The 26,465-nt window shown below is 66.4% G+C and carries 31 protein-coding genes and 1 pseudogene; 22 read left to right on the top strand and 10 right to left on the bottom strand.

Annotated elements, in window-relative coordinates; translation table 11 throughout:
• Positions 1-13 precede the first annotated feature (13 nt).
• From leuB to WEB52_15210, 3 genes are read left to right on the top strand one after another with little or no spacing between them, the layout of a single operon-like run.
• On the top strand, positions 14-1,099 hold the full coding sequence (leuB, locus tag WEB52_15220; GenBank protein ID MEX2227785.1) for a 3-isopropylmalate dehydrogenase: 1,086 nt from the start codon (positions 14-16) through the stop codon (positions 1,097-1,099).
• A gap of 35 nt (positions 1,100-1,134) precedes the next feature.
• Positions 1,135-1,959 (top strand): aminoglycoside phosphotransferase family protein, encoded by an 825-nt coding sequence (locus WEB52_15215; protein ID MEX2227784.1) that lies wholly within the window; start codon positions 1,135-1,137, stop codon positions 1,957-1,959.
• Positions 1,960-1,996: 37 nt separating this feature from the next.
• Positions 1,997-2,266, top strand: coding sequence for an isocitrate/isopropylmalate family dehydrogenase (locus tag WEB52_15210; protein MEX2227783.1), 270 nt, complete (start codon positions 1,997-1,999; stop codon positions 2,264-2,266).
• A gap of 25 nt (positions 2,267-2,291) precedes the next feature.
• Here the strand turns inward: WEB52_15210 and WEB52_15205 are convergent, their stop codons facing one another.
• Together WEB52_15205 and WEB52_15200 are read right to left on the bottom strand one after the other, a co-directional pair.
• Positions 2,292-2,576: a winged helix-turn-helix domain-containing protein gene (locus tag WEB52_15205; protein MEX2227782.1), complete on the bottom strand. Its 285-nt coding sequence runs from the start codon at positions 2,574-2,576 to the stop codon at positions 2,292-2,294.
• A 138-nt stretch (positions 2,577-2,714) separates the two neighbouring features.
• Positions 2,715-3,218, bottom strand: a pseudogene (locus tag WEB52_15200) (alpha/beta hydrolase).
• Between WEB52_15200 and WEB52_15195 the strand changes: the two are divergent.
• The 3 genes from WEB52_15195 to WEB52_15185 all read left to right on the top strand — a co-directional run bounded on the left by WEB52_15195 (position 3,134) and on the right by WEB52_15185 (position 5,645).
• A complete protein-coding gene (locus WEB52_15195) occupies positions 3,134-3,886 on the top strand; it encodes a methyltransferase domain-containing protein (protein MEX2227781.1) in 753 nt (250 codons plus the stop codon). The pseudogene WEB52_15200 and the gene WEB52_15195 sit on opposite strands and share 85 nt — an antisense overlap.
• Positions 3,887-3,965: 79 nt before the next feature.
• Positions 3,966-4,724 (top strand): endonuclease/exonuclease/phosphatase family protein, encoded by a 759-nt coding sequence (locus tag WEB52_15190; GenBank protein ID MEX2227780.1) that lies wholly within the window; start codon positions 3,966-3,968, stop codon positions 4,722-4,724.
• A 516-nt stretch (positions 4,725-5,240) separates the two neighbouring features.
• Entirely contained in the window at positions 5,241-5,645 is a 405-nt protein-coding gene (locus tag WEB52_15185) for a hypothetical protein (protein MEX2227779.1), read from the top strand.
• Between the two features lie 510 nt (positions 5,646-6,155).
• Here WEB52_15185 and WEB52_15180 read toward each other — a convergent pair.
• The 4 genes from WEB52_15180 to WEB52_15165 all read right to left on the bottom strand — a co-directional run bounded on the left by WEB52_15180 (position 6,156) and on the right by WEB52_15165 (position 9,085).
• Complete coding sequence (locus WEB52_15180; protein ID MEX2227778.1) at positions 6,156-7,169, bottom strand: alpha/beta fold hydrolase; 1,014 nt, start codon at positions 7,167-7,169, stop codon at positions 6,156-6,158.
• A complete protein-coding gene (locus WEB52_15175) occupies positions 7,166-7,600 on the bottom strand; it encodes a hypothetical protein (protein MEX2227777.1) in 435 nt (144 codons plus the stop codon). Before WEB52_15175 ends, WEB52_15180 begins: the two co-directional genes overlap by 4 nt.
• Positions 7,601-7,703: 103 nt before the next feature.
• Positions 7,704-8,621: a PHP domain-containing protein gene (locus WEB52_15170; GenBank protein MEX2227776.1), complete on the bottom strand. Its 918-nt coding sequence runs from the start codon at positions 8,619-8,621 to the stop codon at positions 7,704-7,706.
• Positions 8,618-9,085 carry a hypothetical protein gene (locus tag WEB52_15165; GenBank protein MEX2227775.1) on the bottom strand — a complete coding sequence of 156 codons (468 nt, stop codon included), beginning with the start codon at positions 9,083-9,085 and terminating at the stop codon, positions 8,618-8,620. Before WEB52_15165 ends, WEB52_15170 begins: the two co-directional genes overlap by 4 nt.
• 205 nt (positions 9,086-9,290) lie before the next feature.
• On the opposite strand from WEB52_15165, the gene WEB52_15160 reads away from it, so the two are divergent.
• From WEB52_15160 to WEB52_15115, 10 genes are all read left to right on the top strand, one after another.
• A complete protein-coding gene (locus tag WEB52_15160) occupies positions 9,291-9,731 on the top strand; it encodes an OsmC family peroxiredoxin (protein ID MEX2227774.1) in 441 nt (146 codons plus the stop codon).
• Positions 9,732-9,752: 21 nt separating this feature from the next.
• On the top strand, positions 9,753-10,253 hold the full coding sequence (locus WEB52_15155; GenBank protein MEX2227773.1) for a metallophosphoesterase family protein: 501 nt from the start codon (positions 9,753-9,755) through the stop codon (positions 10,251-10,253).
• A gap of 205 nt (positions 10,254-10,458) precedes the next feature.
• Positions 10,459-11,295: a hypothetical protein gene (locus tag WEB52_15150; protein ID MEX2227772.1), complete on the top strand. Its 837-nt coding sequence runs from the start codon at positions 10,459-10,461 to the stop codon at positions 11,293-11,295.
• 77 nt (positions 11,296-11,372) lie between these two features.
• Positions 11,373-12,185, top strand: coding sequence for a ScpA family protein (locus WEB52_15145; protein MEX2227771.1), 813 nt, complete (start codon positions 11,373-11,375; stop codon positions 12,183-12,185).
• 305 nt (positions 12,186-12,490) lie between these two features.
• Positions 12,491-13,102, top strand: a complete 612-nt coding sequence (locus tag WEB52_15140) for an adenylate kinase (GenBank protein ID MEX2227770.1) — start codon at positions 12,491-12,493, stop codon at positions 13,100-13,102.
• A 51-nt stretch (positions 13,103-13,153) separates the two neighbouring features.
• Complete coding sequence (locus WEB52_15135) at positions 13,154-14,254, top strand: hypothetical protein (GenBank protein MEX2227769.1); 1,101 nt, start codon at positions 13,154-13,156, stop codon at positions 14,252-14,254.
• Between the two features lie 201 nt (positions 14,255-14,455).
• Positions 14,456-15,835, top strand: coding sequence for a folylpolyglutamate synthase/dihydrofolate synthase family protein (locus tag WEB52_15130; GenBank protein MEX2227768.1), 1,380 nt, complete (start codon positions 14,456-14,458; stop codon positions 15,833-15,835).
• A gap of 30 nt (positions 15,836-15,865) precedes the next feature.
• Entirely contained in the window at positions 15,866-17,137 is a 1,272-nt protein-coding gene (gene fabF / locus WEB52_15125) for a beta-ketoacyl-ACP synthase II (GenBank protein MEX2227767.1), read from the top strand.
• Positions 17,137-18,066: an NAD-dependent epimerase/dehydratase family protein gene (locus tag WEB52_15120; GenBank protein ID MEX2227766.1), complete on the top strand. Its 930-nt coding sequence runs from the start codon at positions 17,137-17,139 to the stop codon at positions 18,064-18,066. Before fabF ends, WEB52_15120 begins: the two co-directional genes overlap by 1 nt.
• 94 nt (positions 18,067-18,160) lie before the next feature.
• Positions 18,161-18,892: a hypothetical protein gene (locus WEB52_15115; GenBank protein MEX2227765.1), complete on the top strand. Its 732-nt coding sequence runs from the start codon at positions 18,161-18,163 to the stop codon at positions 18,890-18,892.
• Here WEB52_15115 and WEB52_15110 read toward each other — a convergent pair.
• From WEB52_15110 to WEB52_15100, 3 genes are read right to left on the bottom strand one after another with little or no spacing between them, the layout of a single operon-like run.
• Positions 18,881-19,354, bottom strand: coding sequence for a type II toxin-antitoxin system VapC family toxin (locus WEB52_15110; protein MEX2227764.1), 474 nt, complete (start codon positions 19,352-19,354; stop codon positions 18,881-18,883). The two genes, WEB52_15115 and WEB52_15110, sit on opposite strands and share 12 nt — an antisense overlap.
• Positions 19,351-19,773 carry a helix-turn-helix domain-containing protein gene (locus WEB52_15105; GenBank protein ID MEX2227763.1) on the bottom strand — a complete coding sequence of 141 codons (423 nt, stop codon included), beginning with the start codon at positions 19,771-19,773 and terminating at the stop codon, positions 19,351-19,353. The genes WEB52_15110 and WEB52_15105 overlap by 4 nt, the downstream gene beginning before the upstream one ends.
• A gap of 49 nt (positions 19,774-19,822) precedes the next feature.
• Complete coding sequence (locus tag WEB52_15100) at positions 19,823-20,467, bottom strand: hypothetical protein (GenBank protein ID MEX2227762.1); 645 nt, start codon at positions 20,465-20,467, stop codon at positions 19,823-19,825.
• 334 nt (positions 20,468-20,801) lie between these two features.
• On the opposite strand from WEB52_15100, the gene WEB52_15095 reads away from it, so the two are divergent.
• From WEB52_15095 to WEB52_15070, 6 genes are all read left to right on the top strand, one after another.
• A complete protein-coding gene (locus tag WEB52_15095; protein ID MEX2227761.1) occupies positions 20,802-21,680 on the top strand; it encodes a hypothetical protein in 879 nt (292 codons plus the stop codon).
• Positions 21,681-21,691: 11 nt separating this feature from the next.
• Positions 21,692-21,934 carry a hypothetical protein gene (locus WEB52_15090; GenBank protein ID MEX2227760.1) on the top strand — a complete coding sequence of 81 codons (243 nt, stop codon included), beginning with the start codon at positions 21,692-21,694 and terminating at the stop codon, positions 21,932-21,934.
• A 31-nt stretch (positions 21,935-21,965) separates the two neighbouring features.
• Positions 21,966-22,670: a hypothetical protein gene (locus WEB52_15085; protein ID MEX2227759.1), complete on the top strand. Its 705-nt coding sequence runs from the start codon at positions 21,966-21,968 to the stop codon at positions 22,668-22,670.
• Positions 22,670-23,158 (top strand): J domain-containing protein, encoded by a 489-nt coding sequence (locus tag WEB52_15080; protein MEX2227758.1) that lies wholly within the window; start codon positions 22,670-22,672, stop codon positions 23,156-23,158. Before WEB52_15085 ends, WEB52_15080 begins: the two co-directional genes overlap by 1 nt.
• 329 nt (positions 23,159-23,487) lie before the next feature.
• Complete coding sequence (locus WEB52_15075) at positions 23,488-25,458, top strand: hypothetical protein (protein MEX2227757.1); 1,971 nt, start codon at positions 23,488-23,490, stop codon at positions 25,456-25,458.
• A gap of 139 nt (positions 25,459-25,597) precedes the next feature.
• Complete coding sequence (locus WEB52_15070) at positions 25,598-25,819, top strand: hypothetical protein (protein ID MEX2227756.1); 222 nt, start codon at positions 25,598-25,600, stop codon at positions 25,817-25,819.
• Positions 25,820-25,867: 48 nt separating this feature from the next.
• Here WEB52_15070 and WEB52_15065 read toward each other — a convergent pair whose 3' ends face one another.
• Positions 25,868-26,407, bottom strand: coding sequence for an NYN domain-containing protein (locus WEB52_15065; GenBank protein ID MEX2227755.1), 540 nt, complete (start codon positions 26,405-26,407; stop codon positions 25,868-25,870).
• Positions 26,408-26,465 lie beyond the last annotated feature (58 nt).

The raw sequence follows: 26,465 nt of genomic DNA, 5'->3' as shown, positions 1-26,465 counted from the left end.
GGTAGGCTCCCCCATGCACTTCAAGATCGCGCTGCTCAAGGGCGATGGCATCGGCCCGGAGATCGCCGACGAGGCGTTGCGGGTGCTCCAGGCCGTCGGTGGGCGCTTCGGGCACGAGTTCGAGTTCATCGAGACGTACGCCGGCGGCGAAGCGTGGGAGCGCTTCGGAGAGCACCTGCCGGCGTCCAGCGTCGAAGCGTGCCGCAACGCCGACGCGATCCTCAAAGGGCCCTTCGGCGGCCCGACGAGCGAACTGGATCACCCGAAATGGAAGGGCGTGGAGACGACGGCGATCCTCGGGCTGCGGCGCGAGTTCGACCTGTTCATGAACCTGCGTCCTGTCGTCGTCTATCCGGAGATCGTGTCGCTGTCGCCGCTGCGCCCGGAGATCGTCGAGGGCGTCGACATGATGATCGTGCGCGAACTGACGAGCGGCATCTACTTCGGCGAACGCGGCGAACGCGAGGTCGATGGCCAGCGCCAGGTCTGGGACACGGAGTCCTACACGGAAGGGGAGATTGCGCGCATCACGCATGTCGCGTTTACGGTCGCGCGCGGGCGTCGCAAGCACGTCACGCTCGTCGCGAAGTCCAACGTGCTGAGCAGCAGCGTGCTGTGGCGCAACGTCTTCGACAAGATCGCGCCCGAGTACCCTGACGTCACGACGGACTACCTCCACGTGGACAACGCGGCCATGCAGATCGTGCTCAGCCCGCGCCAGTTCGACGTGCTGCTCACCAACAACATCTTCGGCGACATCCTCAGTGACGAAGCGAGCGTGCTCGCGGGTTCGTTGGGGATGATGGGCTCGGCGAGCCTCAACGCGCGCGGCTTCGGCATGTACGAGCCGATCCACGGCTCGGCGCCGGACATCGCCGGCGCCGGCAAGGCGAACCCGGTCGCGATGATCCTCAGCGCAGCGATGATGCTCCGCCTGTCCTTCAAGCTCGAGGCCGAGGCCGACGCCGTCGAAGCAGCCGTCCGCCGCACGCTGGGCGCAGGTCTCCGCACGCCGGACATCGCCGGTGCCGGCGGCACCCTCGTATCGACGCAGGAGATGGGCGCCGCGATCGAGCGGGCGCTCGCGCGCGATTCCTGAGCCGGTACGGAGAGCCGCGGTACAGTGCCTCTGACGTGAATGATCGCGCGGAGTGCCTGGACATCTGCCGACAGCACGGCCTCGAGCTCCAGAGCTTCCAGGAGGGCGCGTCGGGTGCTTCACGATACATCGCGTGCGTGCGTGACCACACGGGCGCACTCTTCCTGCTCAAGCAATCGATGCCGGATCGGCAACCCGCGGAGGTCGCGGCGCTCCGCGCCTGGGACGCGACCGGCTGCGCCGTTCGCATCGTCGACGAGCTGGAGGGCGGCGCCTACCTCGCGGAATGGCTGGGCGGCAGGTCGCTCGCCGAACTGGCGCCGTCGGAACCGGCAGACTTCGTGGCGATCGGGAAGATGTTAGGCACGCTGCATGACGTGACGCCGCTCGCGTCGCTTCGCGACATTCGCGATCGGCTGAGCACCTCCGGCTGGAGGCAGTTGCCGCCTGAATTGATCGCGCTCGGCGAGGAGTCGGCCGCGCGCGCGCTCGCCGATCCGGCACCCCTTGTGATGCTGCACGGCGATCTCGTGCCGTCCAACGTCATGTTGACGGAAGCAGGGCCGAAGGTGATCGATCCGTTTCCGGGCGTCGGGCCGCCAGCCTGGGATATCGCGCAACTCGCCGCGGCGTCCGCGGGGCGGGGGCGCCGGCGCGTGATCCGCCCTCTCCTCCACGGATACGGATCGTCCCCGCCGCTTCTGTCCGATATGTACGCCTGGATGCTGCTGTTCTTCCTCGAGCGCAACCTCATTGCCGGCCGCGCGGAGTTCAGCGACAACCTCATGCCGGTCGCGCTCGAACTGCTGCGCACCGGCGATCCGGAGGCGTTCTTGCGCAGCGAGTGCGAAGCGGCCTGATCTATGCGCCAAGGCCTCCGCGTATTACGCTAACGCCATGGCTGACGTCACCGTCACCACGCTCAACATCTTCAATCGTGCCGGCGAGTGGAGCCTGCGCGCGCCGCTGCTGCTCGATCAGTTCGAGCGCCTGGCGCCCGACGTCATGCTCCGCCTGTCCTTCAAGCTCGAAGCCGAGGCCGACGCCGTCGAAGCAGCCGTCCGCCGCACGCTGGGCGCAGGTCTCCGCACGCCGGACATCGCCGGTGCCGGCGGCACCCTCGTATCGACGCAGGAGATGGGCGCCGCGATCGAGCGGGCGCTGTGATGGACCGTAGTGATGAGCCGCTGGACTAACGGCTGCCGAATCGATAGCCGAAGCCGCGTTCGGTGGTGATCAGGTCGGCGCGCAGCTTTCTGCGCAGCCGGGAAACGTACACGTGCAGGAAGTCGGTTTCGCCGACGTACTCTGCACCCCACACGCGATGGAGCAGTTCCTGGTACGAGCGGACCCGTCCGGGCGTCCTCGCCAGCTCGGCGAGCAACCGAAACTCCGTCGGCGAAAGCTCGACGCCCTGCCCGTCGAGTGTGACGACGTGCCGGTCGGAGTCGATGACGAGTGGGCCGTCGCCGTACACGCCGTTAGCTTCGCGCGGCGAAGCGCTGGTGGCATGCGCCGGATCCTCCTCCCGATACGTCTCTAGCTCACCGATCTCCTCACCGAGCAGAAACGCGAGCGAGGCGCGGTTGAATTCGGTCCAGCTCACCGCGTAGTGCCCGCCCGGCGCGGACAGGAATCGCGACCCGCGGACCCCGGCCGCGACCTCCTGGCCCAGTTCGATCGGCACCGCCATGTCGTCGCGATGGTGGAAGACGAGCGTCGACACGTCGATCTGCGCCAGGACGTCTCGCACGTCGATGTTGATCGCGCGGTCGATCAGCGCGAGTGCATCGTCCGCAGAGGCCGACGCTGTCTGGTACAGCGCGAATTGCTCGGGCGTGACGTACGAATCGTCGCCCAGGAAGATCGCTGAGAGGAGCTTCGACGCGACGCCCCACTGCGTCTTCAACACCATCCGAACGGCGTCACGCAGCTCGGGCGGGGCCATGAGCCCTTCGCCTCGTGCGTATGAGCCGTAGAGCACGAGTCTCATGATCCGTTCTGGATGGCGCGCCGCGTAGAGGATTGCCGTGGGTGCGCCTTCCGACATTCCGCCTACCGCGAATCGCTCCAGTCCGAGATGCTCGACCAAAGCTTCGAGGTCCCGCACGGTCGCCTCGAGCGAATAGCGGCGGCGACGTCACTATCGAGCTCGCCGGGCGCGTGGCTCCGGACGGCAGGGCGGTCGGCACGGACATCGACGAGATCAAGCTCGAAATGGCGCGCGCCGAGGCGATCAACAACCGCGTGATGAACGTCGAGTTCCAGCTCGCAGATGCCGCGGGCGACTCCTTCGACCGCGAGTTCGATGCCGTCTACGTGCGCTTCCTGCTCACGCACCTGCCGGAGCCAGAAGAAACGCTGCGGGCGATCTGGAAGTCGGTGCGGACCGGCGGCGTGCTGATCGTCGAGGACATCGACTTCAGCGGATCGTTCTGCTACCCGCCGAACCCGGCGTATGAGCGCTACTGCGAGCTGTACACGCGCTCAGCGCTGAAGCGCGGCGTCGACCCGAACATCGGCCCGCGGTTGCCGGGCATGCTGGCAGCGGCGGGCTGCGAGCGAGTCGACATGAACGTCGTGCAGCCCGCCGGCATCGATGGCGAAGCCAAGGTCGTAACGCCGCTGACGATGGAGAACATCGTCGACTCGGTGCTGGCAGAAGGCCTATCGGACGAGGCCGAGCTGGATCGGCTCATCGATGAGCTGTACGCCTTCGCGCGGCAACCTGGTTCGGTGCTCTCGATCCCGCGCGTCGTGCAGGCGTGGGGCTACCGCCCGGCGTAGCGGCGAGAAGCGGGAGCGCGAGGCGGGATCAGGGTCCGCGCCTCTATGCTCGCGCCACCGAACGGTCTAATCTACGCCCATGCCTGAAGTCACCGTCGCCACGCTCAACATCTTCAACCGCGCCGGAGAGTGGGGTCTGCGCGCCCCGCTCCTGATTGAGCAGTTCGAGCAGCTTACGCCCGACGTCATCGGCCTGCAGGAGATCGACCTTGTGCTGGACCAGGGCATGTGGATCAGCCGCCAGGTCAACATCCGCATGGGCCAGCGGCCGCACTATCGCATCAAGCACGCCGCGAATCCCGACACACGGGCCAGCTATCACGGCATCGCGACGATGTCACGCCTGCAGTTCGAGGAACACGAGATTCTCGACCTCATGACGTTCGAGCGCGTCGCGCAGCGCTTCGTCTTGCGCTGCGGCGACCGGCCGTTTGTCTTCGTCAACACGCACCTCCACCATCCCGTCGAAGCGCAGGAAGAGCGCGTCGAGCAGATCGAGCGCATGTTCGCGTGGCTCGACCGCGACACGCGCCGGCTGCCGCTCGTAATCGCCGGCGACTTCAACGCCTACGCCGATCCGCCCGAACCGGCCGTGACGATGATGAAGCAGCGCTATCGCTCGGCGCACGAGGCGGTGCACGGCCGCGAGCCGGAGAAGACGTGGACGACGCCCGTCAATACCTACGACGACTCACCGCACGGCACGCTCGATTACATCTGGCTGTCTTCGGAGTGGGACGTGAAGGACGCCGGCCTCGCCTTCGATCAGCCGGCGGCCTACGACCCGAAGCTCTATCCGTCCGACCACCTGGGGTTGTTCGCGCGGATCGCCCTTTAGCCGCGAGCACACCAGTGTCGTAGACCCTCGTCATCCTGAGCAAGCCGAGCGCCGCGAAGGATCCCATCCCGGCGATCACTTCTCGCCTCGACAAACGTTGGATATATGACGGGATGCTTCGCGTTCGCTCAGCATGACGGGGATTGTTGCGCTTTGCCCCGGTCGAAGGGCGCAGCGAAAGCTGCAAAAGCTCCATGCGCGCGACACTGACAGGAATCCGTCGGCTCCCCGCCGGGCTTCCGTCAGGTGCCGCGGCCCCGGTTCGACGATCCTCGCTGGCGAAGGAGGACGTATGCGGCTTCTGGCGACCACGGTTGGAGTTGTGGCTTGCGTGTTGTCGGCCCTCGCAGCGTTCTCCGAGGCGGGCGCGGCACCACTGCGCTGCAGCGTTGGGCCCGACTTCGACCCGGTCGCCGAGTCGACGTCATCATCGGCGGCCGCATCACGTCGTGGGAACGACGCGATGATATCGCTTCGGAGACGATCTTCACTCCTGTCGAACTGCACATCCAGGTCATGCATGTGTGGAAGGGCGACCTGCTCGGTGAGTCCATCATCGACACGAGGTCGATGACCTACATTCCTGGCGAGCCGGAGCCGATCTGGGGCGGTGGCGGCTCGTGCGGCGCGATTGGTGAGGATCCAACGGGCATGTTTGCGGTGCTGGGCTTGCACCGCAGTGGCGAGGCGTACCTGTCACCCAGTCTTCCGACGACGTTCTGGCTGCGAGACGAGCCGTACGACGTGGCGGCGTTGAGCGATCCGTCTCGAAGGCACTTCCGGCTCCCGGCGTTGGGTGGTGGCAACGACTCGAGTTCGTCGCACGGCGACCTGCTTCTGTTTAGCGCGATCGCCGCGGCCGCCTGCGGCGCGATGTCGTTGGTGGTGCTGCGTGGCATGGTGAGTGGAGGCCGCGGCTAAGGCGCGCCTACCGTCCAGTGACCGAGACGTGGTAGCCAACGTCGACTAGTACGTTGACTCGACGCCCACCGCACCTTGAAGAGTCAGTATCGTGATCGCGCTGTACAGCACAGCGCCGACGGCTGCGATGAAGATTACAGTCCGGGAGCGCACTGGCCGCTGAGGCCATGTGATCCGCTGCCCCAGCAGTAAGAGTGGGGGAACCAATACAAAGACGGCCGCTATGGCCAGTATCTCGTGACGTTGGCCAAAACCGAGAGCAAGGAACAACACCCAGGACAAGAAGACCCAGCCTGCCCATCCGAGCCATACAAGCCAACGACCCAAGCGGCGCACGACCGAGTATACGAAGGCAGAGGAAGACCGCGGCCAGCGACAAGCCATCGCTCTCGCCCAAAACGGACGTCCCGCAGCATAACGAGATGCTTCGCGTTCGCTCAGCATGACGAATCGCGAGACCCACCTCGGACAACAGCAATCGTTAGGTACCAGCGACCAGCGACCAGGCGACTACCGCAGTGCCCACGCAACCGATCGCTCTACGACCTGCGCCTGCACCGCCACCGCATCATCGAGCGTCTTGTGGCTCACCAGCGCCAAGCCGCCGCCGCCGTCGCTGGGCGCAACCGGCGCCCGTTCGTCCGATTCGTCGATGTTCTCGATGTTCGGCTGGTCGATCGGCACGCCATGCCAGCCTTCGTTGAGCTGGAAGAAGTTCAACACGCGCGCCTGCTGCGGCATCTCTAGCGCCACGCGGTCGTAGAGCACCGCCGAGCGATCGATGAGCACCACCAGCATGCGGTCGGCGTACTCCGCTTCGAGCGCCACGGCGACGGCCGTCGCGGTTACGCCGCCGTGGCTGTGGCCGATCAGCACGACGCGCGAGCACGGCACGTCTTCGAGCACGTTGCGCACGCGCGCGGCGAGCCACAACTCCATGCTCGTCTGCGGCGGCTCAGCCCCGAAGATCGCCGACATCGCCACCATGATCGACGCGCTGCCGCCCGCCGCTTCGATGGCGGACCGCATGTCCTTTGCGATGGCGATCAGGCCCAGGCTCTCGCCCTCGTGCGGTTGCAACAGATCACTGCCGGCGCTCGCCGCGAGCACGATCTGGACCGGCGTGGCGCCGCTGCACTCGCGCACCTCCGGCGGAAACGACGCGCCGTCGTAGAAGTCCGCGTGCTGTTCCGGCTCCACGCATGCCAGCTCGCCGTCGAGGGCGATTGTGACGCCGGACGGCAGTCCGGTCGCACTGTCGTCCGCGGTGAGCGCACCGTCTTCGTTCGAGTCGGCGCAAGAAACTAACATTGGCGGCGGTGCGTCGTCGGGCTCGCCGAGCGCTTGCAGCCACGTGGTGGCAACGGGCGTCGCCGTGGCGGTGGCAGGCGCGCTGGTCGATGTGGCGACTACGCTCGCTTCCTCGCCGGGCGCATCGCTGCCGCTGCCGGTGAAGACGAGCAGCAGCACGAGGGCGGCAAGCGTAGCGGCGAAGACGCTGATGCCGAGGCCGGCGAGCCTCATCCAGCGGCGGCCCGTCGCGGCGCCGCGGGCAGGTCAAAGGTGTACGACGGCCGTGCCCGGAGCTGGGCGCGGATCAGTTCGTGCAGCCAGGCCTTGCCGCGCTCGCCCAGGATGCCCTGCGGGTCGAGCCGCGACCCGAGCATCTGGAAGGTGACGCTCGCGCCACGGTTGCCCCGGGGATACACGCGCACACGGTTGCGTCCTGCCTCGGTCGCCTCCAGGTCGGCGAGCCAGTAGGCCGCCTCCGTGTCGACGAGCGGGTTCTGGACGAACGAGAGGAAGAAGAGCCGGTCGCTGGTCAGCACGAGCGTGCCCTCCCACCATCCGGGCGGCGCTGCCGGCGTGCGCAACCGCGCGGGCGCCTGGCGAATCAACGACTCACCGCCCAGCAATTTCTCCGCGTCGAACCAGCTCTGGCTGCGCGTGACCATGCACTAAGTATATGACGATGCAAGGGCCACCCTGCGGCAGATTATGGCACTGATATGGAAATTGAAGGCTACAGCTTGAAAACAGAAGCGAATCGATGTTAAGTCAGTGTCCGAGCGACGTCTGTTGCTCTCCCTCGCGCTGCTCGCTCGCCATGCCACCTTCGGCCTCCGGCAGCGCATAGCTTCGTCGCTTGCGTCCTTCGAAGAACGACGCGCCTTCGTAACCCGCCGCTCGCGCCCACGCGATCAGATCGCCGAAGTGCGCGCCGACGCGCTCCGGCCTATGCGCGTCCGACGCGAGCGTGATCGGCAGATCATATGCGCGTGCGCGCAGCAACAGCGGCATCGCCGGATAGATCTCGCGGCAGCGGCGGATGCCGTTGCTGTTCAGTTCGATCGCCGTGCCGGTCGCGCGCGCGCCCGCGAGGATCGCGTCGTGCAGCGGCGTCTCGTCGGGCGGACGGTGGCCATAGACCTTCGGCAGATCAGGGTGCGACAGCACATCGGCGAGTCCGCTTGCTGCGAGGTCGCGTACCAACGACGCGTACTCACCCCACGCCGTGACAACGTCGCGCCGCGTCCACTCATCGAGGAAACGATCGTCGTCGAAGCCCCACGAGCCGATGTAGTGCACGGACCCCAGGACGATGTCCCAATCGTACGGCGCGAGGAACTTGCGCAGGATGTCTTCGCGGCCTCGGATCCAGTCCATCTCCAACCCGAGGAGCACGGGCAGTCCGGCGCGCTTCGCCTCTTCGATCACGCGCACGTAGTCCGTGACGCTGCCCGAGACGTGGTCCTGCCAGTACTGGTCGACCATGCCGGCGAGCGTTGCGTCCGGATCGTCGTCCCACCAGCCGTGGAGCATCGTGTATGCCTCTTCAAAGCGGAAGAGATGCTCGGTAATGCACACGCGTTCGACGCCCCGCGACTGCGCGACGCGCACGTACTCTTCGATGCGCGCCAGCGTCATCGGCGGCGCCTCGCCGTGCGGCTGCAAGTGCGTGTGACAGTCGATCATCGCCGCAGCTCCATCTGGTCGATGATCGGCTCCATGCCGCGGATCAGCGCGACGACGCGGCCGGCCGCGTCATCGGCGAGCGCCGGTGTCAGCGACGGCGCGTCGAATGAGCGGTGCAGCCGCGTCCACTGCTTCGTCCACTCTTCCAGCTCGTACTCCGGCCCGACGGCCCTCTGCACGTCGGGGCTGCGGACCGCAAGCGCCTCGGCGCACTCGTAGTTGCGGTCGCGGTCCGGCCCTTCGAAGTGCAGACCGATTTCGAGGCGCTGCGTCTTGCGTTGCACCCACACCTCGTAGTGAAGGTCCGGCTTGCCGCGGTAGTACTGCACGTACCCGAAGCGCTGCCGCCAGTCGAATCCGTCGAGCTTCTTGCCCAGTCGCTCGGCGACGCCGTCGTGTACCAGCGCCAGGAAGTCGGCGATGCGCATCGAGGGTTCGGCGGTCGTTCGGCGTTGGCGTGCCATCGCCGCCAGCGTAGCGGACTGGGCTGTTGGAGGTCAGAGGCCGGTTAGCAGATGTTTCACCCTCGGCCAAACGCCATCTGCGTCGGCCCGAAGCACCCCGTAGATCTCGCATATCCGCATAGAGGCTGACGCACGTTGCGCGGCGTGGCACAGTGAGGGAGCAACTAGCGACCAACGACCAGCCACCAAACGCAGGAGGATCAGCATGCCACTGAACCAGCGCCGTGCCAACATCACGTGGACCGGCAACCTCATCGTAGGGTCCGGCAAGCTGCGCGTCGGCAGCAACGCCTTCCCCGAGCAGACCGTCACGTTCAGCGCCCGCACCGAAAAGCAGGAGGGCACGACGCCCGAGGAGCTGATCTCCGGCGCGCTCGCGACGTGCTACGTCATGGTGCTCGCCAACATCCTCAAGCAAGCGGGCAATCCCTCAGAGCAGCTCGATGTCGAGGCAGTGACGTCGCTCGACCGGATTGAAGGCGGGCTGAAGATCACCGACATCGCGCTGACGGTGAAAGGCAACGTCCCCGGCTTCGAGCCCGCGCAGTTCGACGAGATGGCGCGGACTGCCGAGCAGAAGTGCCCGGTCGCGAACGCGCTGCGGGGCAACGTGAACATCAGCGTCAGCGCGTCGCTCGCGTCGTAGCGAGAAGCGAGAAGCGATCGCATGCTGGTCGGCGTCATTGCGGACACGCACGGGTACGTCGATCCCCGGCTTGCGGCGGCGTTTCGCGGCGTCGACGCGATCGTGCACGGCGGCGACGTCGGCGGCACGCACGTGCTCGAAGCGTTGCGCGCGATCGCGCCGCTGCACGCCGTATACGGCAACAACGACGAGAAGCTCGGCGGGCTTGGATTGCCGTTCATCGACGACTTCGCGCTTGGCGGCGTCCGGTTTCATCTCGTGCACCAGTTGCCGCACGCGCGCCCGCCGGACGATGCGCAGATCGTGGTCTTCGGCCACTCGCACAAGACCCTGATCGATCGTCGCGTCGACGTGCTGTACGTGAATCCCGGTGCGGCAGGCCGCGCGGGCTTTCATCGTGTGCAGACTGTCGCGCTGATGCGCATCGCGCGTGGTATCGTCAGCGAGGCGCGCATCGTTGAGTTGGGGCCGCGAGAATTGCTCGCCAGGACCGGCACACGCAAGCGTCCGGCCGCCGGCTAGCCGCGCGCCATCGCGCCAGCTGCTCACACCGCTCGATCTCGACGTCATAAGCCTTGCGCGGAGGATCGTGCCATCGAGCATGACGGCGTCCGCCACCCGAAGCCCGTCTGGTGCAGACCGACGATGCCTCCCATCGCAGAGGAGCAAGAAGCGGGATCGGCGTCGATCCCGCTTCTTGCTGTGCCAGTGGTGCTATCGTGGCCGCATGAATGCAAGAGGAGGGTGGGAGCATTCCCTGCGCGCCACTCGCCTGAGCGGCACAGTGACCTCTCCAGGCTTCTTGATCGGCCTTGCGGTCCTGCTGCTCAACGACTTCATACTCAAACGCGAACTCGCCAACGAACTGACCGGCAAGCTCTCAGACTTCGCCGGTCTCTGGATCTTCCCGGCGTTTTTCGCGGCGGTGGTGCCCGCACGACGCGATCAAATCTATCTTTTGACGGCAGCGGCTTTCGTTTGGTGGAAGTCGCCGACGTCACAGGGTGTCATCGACCTGTGGAACTCTGTAGTTGTACTGGACGTGAAGCGCGTCGTTGACTGGACGGACTTGGTCGCGCTCGTTGCGTTGCCCGCCTCGTACATCTACTTCACCAGTCGGACCAGCCTCTCGACAGCCAGTTCTTGGCGGACCTTGATACTCGCCGGGGTCGCTCTATTCGCGTTCACGGCGACGACGTGCGAGCCGTCCGTTAAGAAGACCGTCGCGTACGAGCCCGGGGCCAACGTATATGCGTTCGCCGTGCCCAAGTCTGACCTCGTTGGGCTACTCGACCGCATCGACGACGATGATCGGGAGTACAGCCCGCCCCTCACGCCGTTCTTCTCATTCACTTATGACGTAGGCGTTCGCGCAAACGAGTGTGGAGCGACGTTCGGCGGCATCGACTTCCGCGCCGAGTTCGTTGACCTTCGTGAGGGGCGAAGTGAGGTGAGGCTCAATGACGCGTTCGTCGCGTGCGACAACGACCTGCAGCCGGATGAACTCAAAGCCATCTTCGAACGAGAAGTGATAGACAAGCTTCGCGAGCGCCTCCGCAACTAACTCGGCGCTTGATCCCGCTTCCCGCATCTCGCTTCTAACCCCGCATCTCGCTTCCACCCTCTGCTATCATCCCCCGGATGACCGCACACCCTGAGGCGCGCACCTCCGCGCTACATGACGAGGCCACGGGCATCCAACTCGCGCTCCCCTTCTTCGAGGGGCCGCTCGACCTCCTGCTGCACCTCATCGAACGCGAAGAACTCGACATCACGAACATCGCGCTGGTCGCCGTCGCCGATCAGTACATGGAGATCCTGCACCAATCGGAGCACATCAATCTCGATGCGCTCGCGGACTTCATTTCCATTGGCGCCCGGTTGCTGCTGCTCAAGTCGCGGGCGCTGCTGCCGCGTCCGGCGGTCGAGGGCACGGACGACGAGGACGAGGAAGATCTGGCAGGCGAGCTGACGCGCCAGCTTCTCGAGTACAAGCTCTTCAAGGAGGCCGCCGGCAGGCTGCGCGCCATCGAGACGGCCGGCCTGCACTCGTACCCGCGTATCGCCCCACCGCCCGAACTGCCGCCCCCGACCGGCCTCGATGGCGTGACCGTGGACCTGCTGCGCCAGATGGTGGAGATCGCCCTCACGCGCGAGATCGAGCACCACGAGCCGGTGCACGTCATCCGCCCGTACAAGATCACGGTGCAAGAGAAGGTCGAACTGCTGCGCGCGCGGCTCGAGACCGAAGGCACGGTGAGCTTCCGCAGCGTGATCGAAGCGTGTCGCACACGCATGGAGATCATCGTCTCGTTCATGGCCGTGCTCGAGCTGATCAAGGCGCGCGAACTCGACGCCGTCCAGGATGGTACGTTCACCGACATCTTGCTCGCGCCTTCCGGCGAAGAGGCGCTCGAAGTGGGCGACACGTCGGAGTTCGACCAGCAGGCGTGAGGCGGCTCAGTCGATTAGTCTTCGGCGATAAGCCGAAATGACTGTCATCACTCCGTATAACGTCGATCAGCCTGCATAACGCCATCAGTCCGCATAACGTCATCAGTCCGCATAACGTCATCAGTCTGCATAACGTCATCAGTCTGCGAATCACGGCATCGGTCTGCGCATAAAATCATCGGTCTGGCATAAAATCATCAGTCTGCGCATAAGGTCGTCCTGAGCGAACGCGAAGGACCTCATCACGGCGACCCGGTCCGGATCTCCACAGTCTCCGCATCACACTGCAGTAGCGAACAGAGTCCATGCCCCCACAACCCGACACGCCTACGACGCTGCCCCGCTTCCCGCGCCGCATCGCCATCATCGGGACGTCGGGGAGCGGCAAGACGACGGTTGCCGCGCGCATCGCCGCCATGACGGCGCTGCCGCACGTCGAGCTCGACGCTCTGCACTGGGAGCCGGCCTGGACGCCCGCCGCGCCCGCGGATTTTCGCGCGCGCGTGGAGGCCGCGCTCGCCGGCGATGCATGGGTCGTCGACGGCGGCTACGCGCAGGTGCGCGATCTCACGTGGGGACGCGCGGAACACGTGATCTGGCTCGACTACTCCATGCCGCGGGCGCTCTGGCAGGTCACGCTGCGGACGTTCCGCCGCCGCGCCCGCGGGGAAGTGCTCTGGGGCAATAACCGCGAGCGCCTGCGCATGTTCTTCTTCAGTCGCGAGTCGCTCCTGCTATGGATCGTGCAGTCGCACCGCAGCCGGCGGCGGCGTTATCCGGAATACCTGCGGCAACCAGAGCTGGCGCAACTGACGGTTGCGCGGGTGCGAACGCCGCGCGAACTGGAACGCCACATGCGCGAATTGCGGCGTTTATTGCCGTCCAAAGCACCTTCATCGGTTGATCCTGCTCCCTGACTTTGGGATTGCGCCGCGAAGCGACACGGTACAATCCGCCGGGACGCGGGAATGGTGATCTTGGGACGACTCTGGCGAGGCTGTGCGCTCGCGCTGCTGATGGTGCTGCCGGCGGCGTTCGCCGCGTGCGGCGGTGACGCGGGTGATCCGGGCGTCGAGCCGCCCAGCGGACCCGCACGCTCGTTCATGATGGGCTTCAGTTCCTTGCCTCGCGAACTGAACGCCGATGCGTACCAGGAGGCCATCGAGTTCGCGGATACGCATGGCGACCTGGTGCTCATCCAGCGCAGCGTGCCGTGGTCGGACTTCACGCCCGGCGCCGAGATCAGCGACGAGACGGCGCGCAATACCTCGTCGGAGATCAGGGCGATCGACGACAACGATCTGCGCTCCTTCTTCGCGATCGATCCGACGGACGGCGCGACCGGCCGCGACCGGCTCTCGAACCTTCCCGTCTCGCTCTCCGGCAAACGCTTCGACGACGGTGATGTGCGGGCGGCGTTCGTGTCGTACGCGGAGTACGTGGCATTGAACTACGAGCCCGACTACATGGCGCTCGGCGTCGAGATGAACCTCTACTACGCGCAGAACGCGGAAGACTTCGAGAACTTCAAGACGCTGTACGCCCAGGCGTACGAGGCGGTGAAGGCGAAGTCACCCAAGACCCAGATCACAGTGACGCTCCAGTACGAAGACCTGCAGGGGCTGCTGCCCCGCGAGGATCGCCATTTCGCGGACTGGCAACTCGTCACGGCATTCGAGCCGCGCACGGACTTCACGGCGATCAGCACGTATCCCAGCTTCGCTTTCCCGAACGCCGCCGCGATCCCGGAAAACTATTACTCGCAACTGCGCGCCTTCACCGACAAGCCGATCGCCATCGCCGAGATGGGGTACGCGACGACGGCCGGCGCCCAGGGCGTCAACAGCGGCACGGAGTCAGACCAGTCCGCGTTCGTCGAGCGGATCATCGACGAGGCGGAAGACCTCGCCATGCCATTCGTCGTCTGGTTCGCGATCTGGGATCCGACGTACGCGCGCGACACCGCCTTCGGCGCCTTCGAGAGCATCGGCCTGCTGCGCGACGACGACACCGAGAAACCGGCATGGCAGCACTGGGCCAACACCGCGCGAAGACCGTACGAGCCTTAGCGAAGTGGCTTGTGGGAAGTCAGAGGGCGGCGGTCGGGCCTGACGGTACGTCACGATCCAGCGCAAAGCCGGACTTCGATGCAGCGACGGTCGACGCACCGAGCGTTGCTATCATTGCCCCGCCGACTGCTGACGGCTGACCGCTAACCGCTGACCGCGGATTGCTGACTGACTGAGAGACTGACAGACTGACAGACTGCGATGGACTACGTCGAATCGCTGGAATGGCTGCTCACGCTGCCTGACTTCGAACGCACGGGCGAGTTCGCATCGCGCCCGGACGTGGAACCGATGCGCGCGCTGCTCGCGGTGCTCGGCGACCCGCATCTCGCGCGTCCGACGGTGCACATCGCCGGGTCGAAGGGGAAGGGCAGCACGGGCGCCATCGTCGAATCGATCCTCCGGGCGTCCGGCAAGCGCACCGGCTACTACATCAGCCCGCACCTGCATCGATACAACGAGCGCATCCGCATCGACGGCAAGCCGTGCGAGCAGCAGGCGTTCGCCTCGGCCATGACGCTGGCGCGGGACGCGATCGCCGGGGTCGCTGCCAACTTCCCCGCACGACAATTCCTCGCCTTCGACGCGCTGACCGCGGCGGCGTTCGTCGCCTTCCGCGAAACGGAGGTAGACCTGCAGATCGTCGAAGTGGGGCTCGGCGGCACGCTCGACTCGACCAACGTCTTCGACGCCACCGACGTCGTCATCGTCACGCCGATCAGCCTCGAACACACCGCCGTGTTGGGCGATACGATCGCGGAGATCGCGACACAAAAGGCGGGCATCATCACCCCCGGCGCGACGGTCATCGTGGCGCCGCAACGTGAGTCGGCGATCGACGTCGTGCGCGCAACGGCCGATGATCGCGGCGCGACGGTCATCGAAACGGCGAAGGCGTGTCAGCTCGCGCGCACGTCCGCTTCAAGTGAAGGACAGGACTTCAAGATGAAGACGGAGCACGCGGCGTACGCGGGCCGCCTTTCGCTCACCGGCCGCCATCAGCTCGATAACGCCGCCACGGCGATCCTCGCGTGCGAAGCGCTGGCCGCCTGTGCGGGATTCGAACTGACGCCGCAGCACGTGCGCACGGCGCTCGCCGATCTGACGTGGCCGGGACGGCTCGAAGTGCTGAAGCGGCGGCCGTATGTGATCATCGACGGCGCCCACAACGGCGATTCGGCGAAGCGCATGGTGGCGGCGCTGCGCGAGCATTTCGGCCTCTCGCACGCGACGTTTGTCTTCGGCACGCTCGCCGGCAAGGACGTCGCAGCGATGGCGGCAGCGGTCGCGGAGATCGCCGACGACGTGTTCGTGACGGGGTGGGTGAGCGCGCGCGCCGCCGACCCTCGCGAGCTTGCCGAAGCGTTCCGGCCGTACGAGGCGCCGGTGCAGACGTTCAGCAGCCTCCCGGACGCGTATGAAGCAGCCGTAGCTTCGGCAGGCGAGCGCGGCGCCGTCGTGGCGTTCGGCGCGATCGCGTTCGTTGCGGCGCTGCGCGAATACCTGCTTGGGATCGAATCAGATATGATCATGCTATCGATGAAGCAGGGGCGACCGCCCCTCGGACAGGCGCCGGGATAGCCTCGTTCCGCCTGGTTTCAGAGAGCCAGCATGGTCAACGCCACCAACGGCAACGGCCGCAGGAAGGTCGTCATCACCGGCATGGGCACGCTCAACCCGCTCGGCAACAGCGTGCCCGAGTTCTGGGAGCGCGCTCTTGCGGCGAAGTCGGGCGTCGACTGGCTGACGCAGGTCGACTCCACCGGCTACGACACGCACATCGCCGGCGAGGTGAAGAATTTCGCGCCGGAGGAGTACATCGACCGCAAGGAGGCGCGCCGCATGTCGCGCTTCTCGCAGCTTGCCCTCGCGTCCTGCGTCGAGGCGTTCAAGATGGCGAACCTCGATACGGGCGCCATCGACGACCGGTACCGCGTCGGCGTGCTGTTCGGCAACGGCATGGGCGGCTATCCCGACACGGACAAGGCCGTCAAGGACATCGTCCAGAAGGGCGGCCGCCGCGTCGACCCGTTCTACATGGTGAAGATGCTGCCCAATATGGCCGCCGCGCAGGTCGCGATGACGCACGGCTTGAAGGGCTACAACGCGACGATCTCCACCGCCTGCGCATCGGCCGGCAATGCGATGGGTGAGGCGCTGGAGATGATCCGCGCTGGCCGCGCCGACATGATGATCACCGGCGGCACCGAAGCCGGCCTCTCCGAACTCGGACTCGCCGCGTTCCAGGTGATGAAAGCGCTCTCGACGCGTAACGACCCGCCCTCCGGCGCCAGCCGCCCCTTCGACGCGCAGCGCGACGGCTTCGTGTCGTCCGAGGGCGCCGCGGTGTTCGTCATTGAGTCGGAAGAAAGCGCTAAGCAGCGCGGCGCGACGATCCTCGCGGAGCTGGCGGGCTACGGGTGCACGTCGGACGCGCACCACGTCGTCGCGCCCGTCGAAGACGGCGAGACGACCGCCGCCGCGATGACCCTCGCGCTCGCCGACGCCGGCGTGAAGCCCGAGGAGATCGACTACGTCAACGCCCACGGCACGTCGACGCAGATGAACGACAAGTACGAGACCATCGCCATGAAGCGCGCCCTCGGCGAGTACGCGTACCAGGTGCCGATCAGCTCGACGAAGTCGCAGATCGGCCACACGCTCGGCGCTTCCGCGGCGATCGAATCGGTGGTCGCCGTGCAGTCGATCCTCACCGGATGGGTGCCGCCGACGATCAACCAGGATTACCCGGATCCGGACTGCGACCTGGACTACGTGCCGAACCAGTCGCGCGAAGTCGGCGAGATCAAGGTCGTGCTCAAGAACAGCTTCGGGTTTGGCGGCCAGAACGCCTGCCTCGTCTTCAAGAAGTACGAGGCTTAGTGCGCCGCCGCCTGCGCGTCCTCGTCACGGGCGGGGCGGGATTCATCGGCTCCGCCGTCACCCGCGTCCTGCTCGAAGAACAGCACGATGTCACCGTCGTCGATAACCTGTCGAAGGGCTTTCGCGAGCTTGTGCCCGAAGGCGCGCGCTTCATCGAAGGCGACATGCGCGACGAGCGTCTCGCCGAATGGCTGCGCGGCCACGACGCCGTCATCCACATGGCGGCGTTTATCGAGGTCGCGCGCTCCGTCGAGCAGCCGCTGCTCTTCGCCGAGAACAACGTGCTGAACTCCGTGCGCCTGATGGACGCGATGCAACGCGCCGGCGTCGGCAAGCTCGTGTTTTCGTCGAGCGCGACGGTCTACGGCACGCCGCAACACCTGCCGATCGGCGAGACGGACCCGCTCGGTGCCGCGTCGAACCCGTACGGCGCGTCGAAGGTGGCGACCGAGGCGTTCGCGGAGTCCTTCCACGCCACCTACGGCATGGACGCGATCATCCTGCGCTACTTCAACCCGTACGGCCCCAACGAGATGCACGAGCCGGAGACCCACGCCATCCCGAACTTCATCACGGCGCTGCTCGCCGATGAGCCGATCCCGCTGTACTGGAAGGGCGAGCAGGTGCGCGACTTCATCTATGTCGACGACCTGGCGCGCGCGCACACCGCCGTGCTCGGACTGAGCGGCCTCGACTACTTCAACGTCGGCTCCGACACCGGCTCGAAGATGATCGACGTGATCGAACAGATCAGCGACATCGTCGGCCGCGAGCCGCAGCTCAACGACCTTGGGGAGCGTCCCGGCGACGTGCCCGCGAACTACGCCTCGTCACAGAAACTCCGCGCTGCCACCGGCTGGCGCGCGCAGGTGGGGCTGCGGGAGGGGTTAGCGCGCACGGTGGAGTGGTTTAGGGCAAGGGGCGATTAGAAATCGGATGTCGGATCTCGCGACATCCGTTGTATCATCGCATCTGCAGGGCTGACCGGAGGGATAGATGCTCGTCCCCAGTCTCCTTGCGTGCGTGATCCTGACGGTGGCGGCGCCGCTCCTGATGTCGTGTGGCGATCCCGGCCAGGATGCGCCGGCTAGCTCGGGCGAGACGGTCGTAGCGACGCAGAAGTCCGGCAGTACTCCGACGTTCCCCCCTGATCCTGCCGCTTCTGTCATCGTTTCGTCCTCGACATGCCCGGTAGAACAGGAACTATGTGATTTCGCACAGCGAGTAGAGCTGCTCGTGAGCGAAGGCCGCGCCGATGAGTTGCTTGAAGGCTCGCCGGGTGTACCGATCACCTGCCCGAACGGGGTGAACGAAGGCCTCGATCATACGTTTCCGCTTTGTGACGGAGCGATCCCGGAGGAAGTGCGGTACGGCTTCGGCGCAGGATACTTCCAGCCCGAGGCTTACACCACGGATCTTGCCGGCATCAAGGAGTTGCTTGGTGGCTGGTCATCACCCGCTCCAGTCGATGCTGAGCGGACGCGAGTCTACACGATCGGGTGTCGCTCCGAGGGGAACGTTGCAGATTGCAAGGTTATGTTCTCACTGGTGTTGAGTTCTACGGACCCGAGCGAGCTCGGTGGGTTCTTCGCCATCGTGTTCGCGCGAACGGCTGAACAGCCGGTGATTGTCAGAGTATTCGGAGGCGCAGTGGATTCCTTTCCAGAGTTCACTGCGGGTGGCACAACAGAGATCGGCGTCGATCCACAAGATCCGTCGACGGGTCCGACGCTGCTTATTCTGCTATTTGAGTAGCAGGCTCGTTTTTCTCAGTGCGCGCGGCACACGATAGTCAGCGATCCGCCGTACCCATCCCAGCGATCGGGGCAGCGCATCGAACAGTCGGTCGTCGGCGGTCCAGAACTCCGCATCAAGACTGACGGCGAGTGCGAGGTACTGGCTGTCGTATGTTGCGCGGAGTCCGTGCTGCCTTGCGAGCTCAAGGGCGTCGCCATACAGCGTGGGCGGTGAGAGAACTTCGACGGGATTGGCAAGCAACGACGCAATGGCCAGGTCGCTCTCTTTCGCGGTGATCAGCCCGAGGCGTTCGTGTTGGAAGACGGCGTTTGTGACCTCGCTCAAGAATATCGCTGGCGCGACGAGCTCATGTCCTTGTGCGAGCGTATGTCGGAGCAGGCTGCGTGCGCCATCTGAGTAGTCCTCGTTGAAGATCCACTTCAACGCGATGCTGGCGTCCACCACGATGGCGTCGCTCATAGTTGCTTGGAGCGTTCTTCTCGAGCCTCCCTGATGATCGCCGCCGAGTCGGGCAGAGGGAGTCCCTTGCGTCGAGCGCTGAACCGCTTCGCAAGTTTCTCTGCCCGCTCAAGCCAGGCAAGTGCGCGCGCCCTTTCCTCCGCCGTCCTGGGCCGCAGCGCTTCTCTGGTGTCGGTGTAGATGCGACTCATCGTGGGGACCTCGTTTTGGCGTGAAACCGGCTGAATCGCGGCTTCTACATCCTGTCGCTTGATGCGAATCGCCTTCGGTCCGACGCGGAACGCCGGAAGCTGTCCGGAGTCCACCCAGCGCCAGATAGTGGATACGCTGACGCCAAGCATCTCGGCCGCCTCCGCCACCGTGCAGAGATCCGAGACCTGCGCGTTGCGCTGCTCATTCGGGCTGCGACGCTCTCGCATATCGTTGCAATTATGCTCATTTATTGCAGATGTTGTCAAATAGCAGCCGCTAACGCGCGCTGCAATCCGCCTTCACGCCGTCGACGAAGCTCTCCGCCGTGGACTTCATGTGGTCGGTCACAAACGGCTCGCCCGACGTGATGCCCGGACCGAAGTACATCTGCACGTCCAACACCAGGTCGCCGCACGGCAGCGTCGCGACGAGCGTGCGCCCGTTGCCTGACGTCAGCCGCTTGAGCTGACCGTCGACGCCTTCGCCCGGCGTGCCCTGCGCTTGGATGATGACGATTAGCGGGCCCGTGATGCCCTCGACGGGGTCAGGCTGCGCGCTGTACGACACGCGCCCGACGCTGCGACCCTGCTCGTCGGGCGGCGTCACCGACATCACCGGCGCGTCGACCGTGGTCGCCGGCAGCGATGACGGCACGAACGGCGCGAAGCCGGCGAGATCTTCGAACTGTTGCGCGTCTTCGACCGGGATGACCACGACGAGGCCATCCGTCGCGTCGATGCCGTGCGGCGGCGCCGCGACGCCGCGCACGTCGCTCAACCCCACGTCGTCGATGACGTAGACCAGCGCGGCGGCCGCCCCGGCGACGATCAGGCTCGCCAACATGCTCAGCGCGAACAGAGAGAGCAGCCGCAGCGGATGGTTCGGCACCGAAAGTACGTTCACGCCGGGATCAACGTTCATCAGCTCCGTCTCGTATCAACCTGCGATCGGGCGGCAGTCCTCGTGGAACAGCCGGAAACGGGTGCTGTCATCCCGTGCTTGGCGCGTGACGTCCATAGCTATGTGATAGCACAGATGTTCGACTACCGTCTTGCCATCGGTCACCGGAGCATGAACGAGCACACGGCGTGTGGAAACAGACTTTGTCAACAAGCACCCTGCGCACCCTCACCGCCCCGCCGCGCCCGCGAGACCGCAGCGGCCCGAAGGCCCCGCACGGCCCGCATCGCCGGCCTCGTCCGGGCGTACGCGCGCCCCGCGCTTCCTCCCGCAGCGCGGACTGGAGCCGCCGCCTGTGAGCGCCGCCACCGTCTACCAGGGCTTCCTCGGCAACGCCTCCGCCGACATCAACCCCAGCACCGGTGGCGGCATCGCGTTCAACATGCCCGCCGGCCCCGACGTGTACAGCGCCGCAGTACAGCTGCACGCAGGCCTCGCCGAAGACCGCATCCTCTACCAGTTCCTGATCGCCGGCTCCTCCCTCAACCCCCAGTTCGGCGCCATCATCCAGTTCGGCACCGGCGCCGCCGGATCCGAGGTCTGGCTGCCCGTCGAGGTCCCCTACACGATGGGCCAGGCCTCCTCCTTCACCAACCTCACCGCCATGCAGCTCGACCTCCCCATGGGCATCCTGCTGCCCGCCGGCGTCCGCATCGCGTTCCGCGCCCGCTCCAGCCTCGCCACCATCAAGTCCGGCAGCCGCATCGTCGCCACCGGCCTCATCCCCGCCGCCGCGCTCGCCTCGGACGACATCCCCTACGGCAAGGACACGCTCGGCAGCGCATACTCGTTCGACGCCCTCGGGAGCACCGCCGTCCCGATCGCCGTCACCACGGGCGCCTCAGCCGACGCCTACGGCGCCGCCGTGCAGCTGCACGCCGCCGTCCCGAACGACCTCTGGCTCTGCACCGTCTCCGCCGCCTGGCCGGGCACCAGCGCCGGCGGCGACGTCATCGACGTCCAGCTCGGCGCCGGCGCCGCCGGCGCCGAAGTCTGGCACGCCGTCGCCCGCTTCAAGTGCATGGGCCAGGCCGCCGGCTTTCACACCGGCGTCAACCAGTTCCGCCGCCTCGACTCAGCGATCTTCGTGCCCGCCGGCACGCGCGTCGCCGCGCGTTCCAAGGGCAACAACGCAGCGCAGGCCGCCGCCGTCCTCGTCGGCGTCGCATTCTGAAGGAGCCAACCGTGCAGCTCACGTGTACGCTCATCGACTGGGATCGCCAAGACGTCATGCTCGGCACCGCCGGCGAGCCCGTCGCCGGCGCCGAATACACCGCCACCGTACGGATCGACGAGCTCGCGCATACCGCGCTCCTCGTCTTCCACGTGCGCCCGTCGCGCGACGCCTTTCTTGCGGCGCTGCGCCACGCGCTGCGCGACGCCGACGCCCCGCCCGCCATCGAACACACGTTCACCATCGACGTCTGAACGAAGCCTCGGCTCGACGCCTCGGCGATCGATGAAGGGGAGGGTCCGGGAGGGGAAACCAACTTACGCAACCGACAGCACCGGAGAGGAGCAACGCACCATCGCAGCTGACATCACCGTCATCCGCGCCGCCGTCCGCAAGGACCTCCACGACGACCCCGCCGACCGCTGGACCGACACCGTCCTCGACCGCCACATCGCGCGCGCCGCGCTCGAGTATTCGCTGCACGCCCCGCGCGAGCAGAAGGACACGCTCGCTACCGTCGCCGCATCGCGCGACGTCAGCTTAAGCACGCTAACGGGCCGCATCGCCGTCGAGGCCGTCGAGTGGCCGACGGGCGAGTTTCCGCCCAGGCGCGTCGGCTTCACGCTCTGGCAGGACACGCTGACGATGGACGTCGTGAGCGCGCCTGGCGGGGTCGAAAACGTCAACGTGTTCTGGACGAAGACGCACACGCTCGACGGCTCCACGTCGACGGTCCCGGCGCCCCACGACGACCTGATCGCCGCCGGCGCCGCCGCCTACGCCGCGCTCGACTGGACGTCGTTCGCCAGCAACCGCATCAACACCGGCGGCGACGACGTCTGGGGCCGCTACCGCTCCTTCGCCGACGAGCGCCTCGGCTACTTCCGCGCCGAGCTCGCGCGCATCGCCCGCAACAACACCGTGCGCCAACGCCGCATGTACACCACCGACGCGCCGTCGATCTTCGAACAGGACCGCGTGAAGTATTGATGCCCACCTACAACCTCAGCACCAACAAGACGCCCGACGAGACCATGAGCGAGCTCCGCTACTGCTTCGAAGGCTGGCGCGACGCCGAGCTGATCAGCGCCCGCAACCTCAAGGACGCCAACGACACGGCCGAAGTGGTCTTCGAGTTCCACGGCGAAACCGTGCGCGTGCAATACGGGCTGCAGCAACGCTACCGCGACAACCTGCGCGCGGTCTACCTCACCCTCGAAGGGCTGCGCCTCGCGTACCGCCGAGGCCTCGGCGACCTGCTCACGAACACCGTCTCGCAAATGCTCCAGCTCGGCGCCGCCGCCGTGCACCGCGACCCCTACGAGCTGCTCGGCGTGCGGCCCGACACGCCGCTCCCCGTCGCCGAGGCGGCATACAAAACCCTGGCGAAAGCGCTGCACCCCGACGCCGGCGGCAGCGATGAAGACATGCGCGAGCTCAACGACGCCATCCAACGCGTCCGCCGCGACCGCGCATGAGGACCCCGATGACGAGTGATCAGTTATCACATTTGTCACATTTGTCAGTCGCCAGTCGTCAGTCGCCGGTGGCCACCGAACGCGATCGCCAGACCTTCGCGCTTCAACACCCCCGGCGATTTCGCTACGACGTGCGGTTTGGACTCCAAAAGCAATGCACGAAATGCGAAGAGTGGTGGTCCGCGACGCCGGACTTCTTCATGTCGCAGCCCCGGGCACCTCTGGGCATGCACGTATGGTGCAAGGCCTGCATCCAGGAAGATCAGCTCCGCCGCCGCGCACCCAAGCGCCGAAACCGACTTACAACTTACGACTGAGAACTGAAAACTATGCGTAGCATCCACGCCGACCTCCTCGCCGCCCAGGTCGACGCCTCGCGCGAGCCGCACGTCGCAGTGATCGTGCACAACGACATCGGCGTCGTCCGCCGCCTCGACTTCGCGCAGCTCGACGCCACCGCCAACGCCAACGCCAAACACGACGTGGCGCTCTCGAGCAACGGCACGTTGCACCGAGTCCGCATGTCCGCCGGCGCCGTCAAGTACCAGCGCGTCACCGACCCCTCAGCCGTCGGCGCCTTCGCCGCCGCCTGGATCGACCTCGCCACCGGCATGGGCTCGAACGTCGCCGCCGCCGCCTGGGGCGCCAACGTCATCGTCATCTACAGCGACGCCGGCGGCGCCAACATCCGCTTTCGCGAATCGACGGACTCAGGCGCCACGTTCTCCGCCGACGCCGCGCTCTTCGCGTCGGCGTTCGCGATCGCCGACCTCGCCGTCGCCTACACCAACACGTCCGGCGACCTCGCCGTCGCCTGGTGTACCGCCGGCACCGCCAACACCTACCTCAACATCCGCACGGCCGGCGTGTTCGCGGGGATCCTCACCTGGCCGCACACCGCCGCGACGCTCAACGGCATAGCGCTCGTCCGCGGCCTCTTCTGGGAGATCGTGCTCACCGGCGAGGAGACGACGACGGCGAAACCGACGGTCTGGTCGTTGCACTACAACCCGACCACGCCGGCGTGGTCCGCGCTCTGGGTGCAGGTCCAGGGAGAAGCCGGCATCACCGCCTTCGGCGCGCCGTCGCTCACGTTCTCCGATACCTGGCGCGTCAACTACGTCGAGGCGCAGCTCTTCACCGGCGGCGCCACGCGCACGTACCGCACGTGGGTCCATCCGCTCGCCGGCTTCGACGCCGGCGCCTACACGTGGCGCACGCCGGTCCCGACGAGCTACGCCGGATCCAACGGCCTCGCCCACTGCCACGACGGCGACTTAAACCAGTCTTGGGTCTACCAGTCCGGCGTCGATTTGGTGCAGCGCGCGTCGACCGCCGCCGTCACGCTCGACGTGACCGCGGCCGTCCTCTCGCTCGAGGTCGACGAGGAGCCGCGCGCCATGACCGGCATCCTCGAGCTCGACAACGCCGGCGGCGCCTACGCGGGACCTCCTGCCCCGTTAACGCTCGGAGCGCGCGTCAGCGTCGCTTTCGGCTACGACACCGCCTCAGGCCTCCGCACGTCGCCGCTGCCCGACATGTGGGTCGCCGGCTGGGAGCACCGCCGCTCCGGCGGCCTCTCCGTCCTCCGGGTCCAGCTCGAAAGCGCGTGGGACCTGCTGCGCCGCTCGACGCAGCGCACCGCCCTCTCGCACACCGCCGACACCTACTCGACGATCATCGACCGCATCCTCGCCCGCGCCGGCCTCGACTTCGCCGTCACGTCCGGATCCACCAGGCTGTCGACGGTGACGCCGGCGTTCGCGGTCGACCCGGCGACCACCGGCTACCAGGCGCTGCTGCAGGCGTACGCGTTCCTCGAGGACCGCGCCCGCTTCGTCGCCGACGCCACGCTCGAAAACCTCACGCTCTCCGCCAGCCAGGGCACGACGTACGCCTACGGCCTCGACCATCCGCTGCGCGCGCTCGAGCTGCGCGCCGTCCCCGCGCCCGTCAGCGAAGCGCACGCCTTCGGCGCCGCCGCCTTCGGCGACGACCTCGACTTCACGCAGCTCGCGCAGGGCATAGGCGAGATCGTCCGCCAACGCGACCTCACGTCGGCGACCGGCGCCGCCGCCGACGCCACCGCCGCCGCGCCCCGCCGCTCGCGTCAGCTCGACGCCGGCCACGGCCGCCTGATCGCCCAGCCCAACGTCGGACTGCAGCTCTACGACGTCGTGTCGTTCGCCGACACGCTGATCAGCGCCGCAACCGAACGCCGACGCGCCACCGGCATCCGCTGGCGCTACCACAACCGCCGCGCCATCTACCAACAGGAAGTGAGGCTCGGACCACGATGACCACCAAAACGAAAGACATATGGACCAACGCGTGCAACGCCACCTGGGGAACTCACCCCCTGCACCTCTGCAAGAAACTCAAGGATCACGACGGCCCATGCATCTGCGCGTGTCGTGAGACCAGCATCCAGGAGCCCACATGACGGCCCCCGACCTCCGCGCCGGCATCCTCAAAGCCTTCGACGCCGGCGCCTACAAGGCGACCGTGCAGTTCACAGGCTCGCTGCAGCAATTCGTCGCCGGCGTCAACGTCGCGCGCGACATCGCCGCCGGCGAGATGATCGCCGAGCGCAACGTCGCCGTCGCATTCTTCGACCCCTCCAACCACACCGACGCCGTACTGTTCGCCGTATGGACGTAGATTGTCGCGGTCCGCGAGGACGGTGCGCGAGAGGTGCTCGCGGCCTGGCTATTCGCTGAATTCAATCAGCCACGACCGACGACACTTTCTCGCGACATTGCATGCCTGAAGCAGTGCCGACGAGCGCTGGGATCCGCCAAAGTACAAGTACTCCACGTGTTTGGCGTACCGTCGCAACGGCCTCCCTGCGGGCTTGAAGTCGCCGTCCGACGAGACGAGGACCGCGGTGTCGTAGCGATCCTCGAACGCGCCAGTCAACATGTCGACGACCAGAGCCACGTCGACACCTTTCTCTTCGTATAACACCTTCGCGTCGACCCGTCGGCGCTGCAGGAAACCCAATCTGAATGTCACTAGCCCGTGCTCGCGTATCCGCGCGTAGTACGCCTCCTGCCCGCGGATCTGGTCTGCCGGGCGCTCGGCTGGAGGTGATACGTTGTAATACCACGCACCGACGAAATCGCGCGCTCCCGCGAGCCGGGCACCGAACTCGCCAACGTCGATCCTTGTCGGCCAGCGGCACTGGCGGAGACGATTATAGAAATTCGCGCCATCGATGAAGACGGCGACCCGCGCAGTGTTGGCCACTCCCTGGTGGGGGGGGGGGGGGGGGGGGGGGGGGGGGGGGGGGGGGGGGGGGGGGGGG

This window comes from Dehalococcoidia bacterium, assembly GCA_040902535.1.
In the GTDB taxonomy this organism is placed as follows: Bacteria; Chloroflexota; Dehalococcoidia; order DSTF01; family JACRBR01; genus JBBDXD01.
This window is presented reverse-complemented; position numbering and strand designations above follow the sequence as displayed.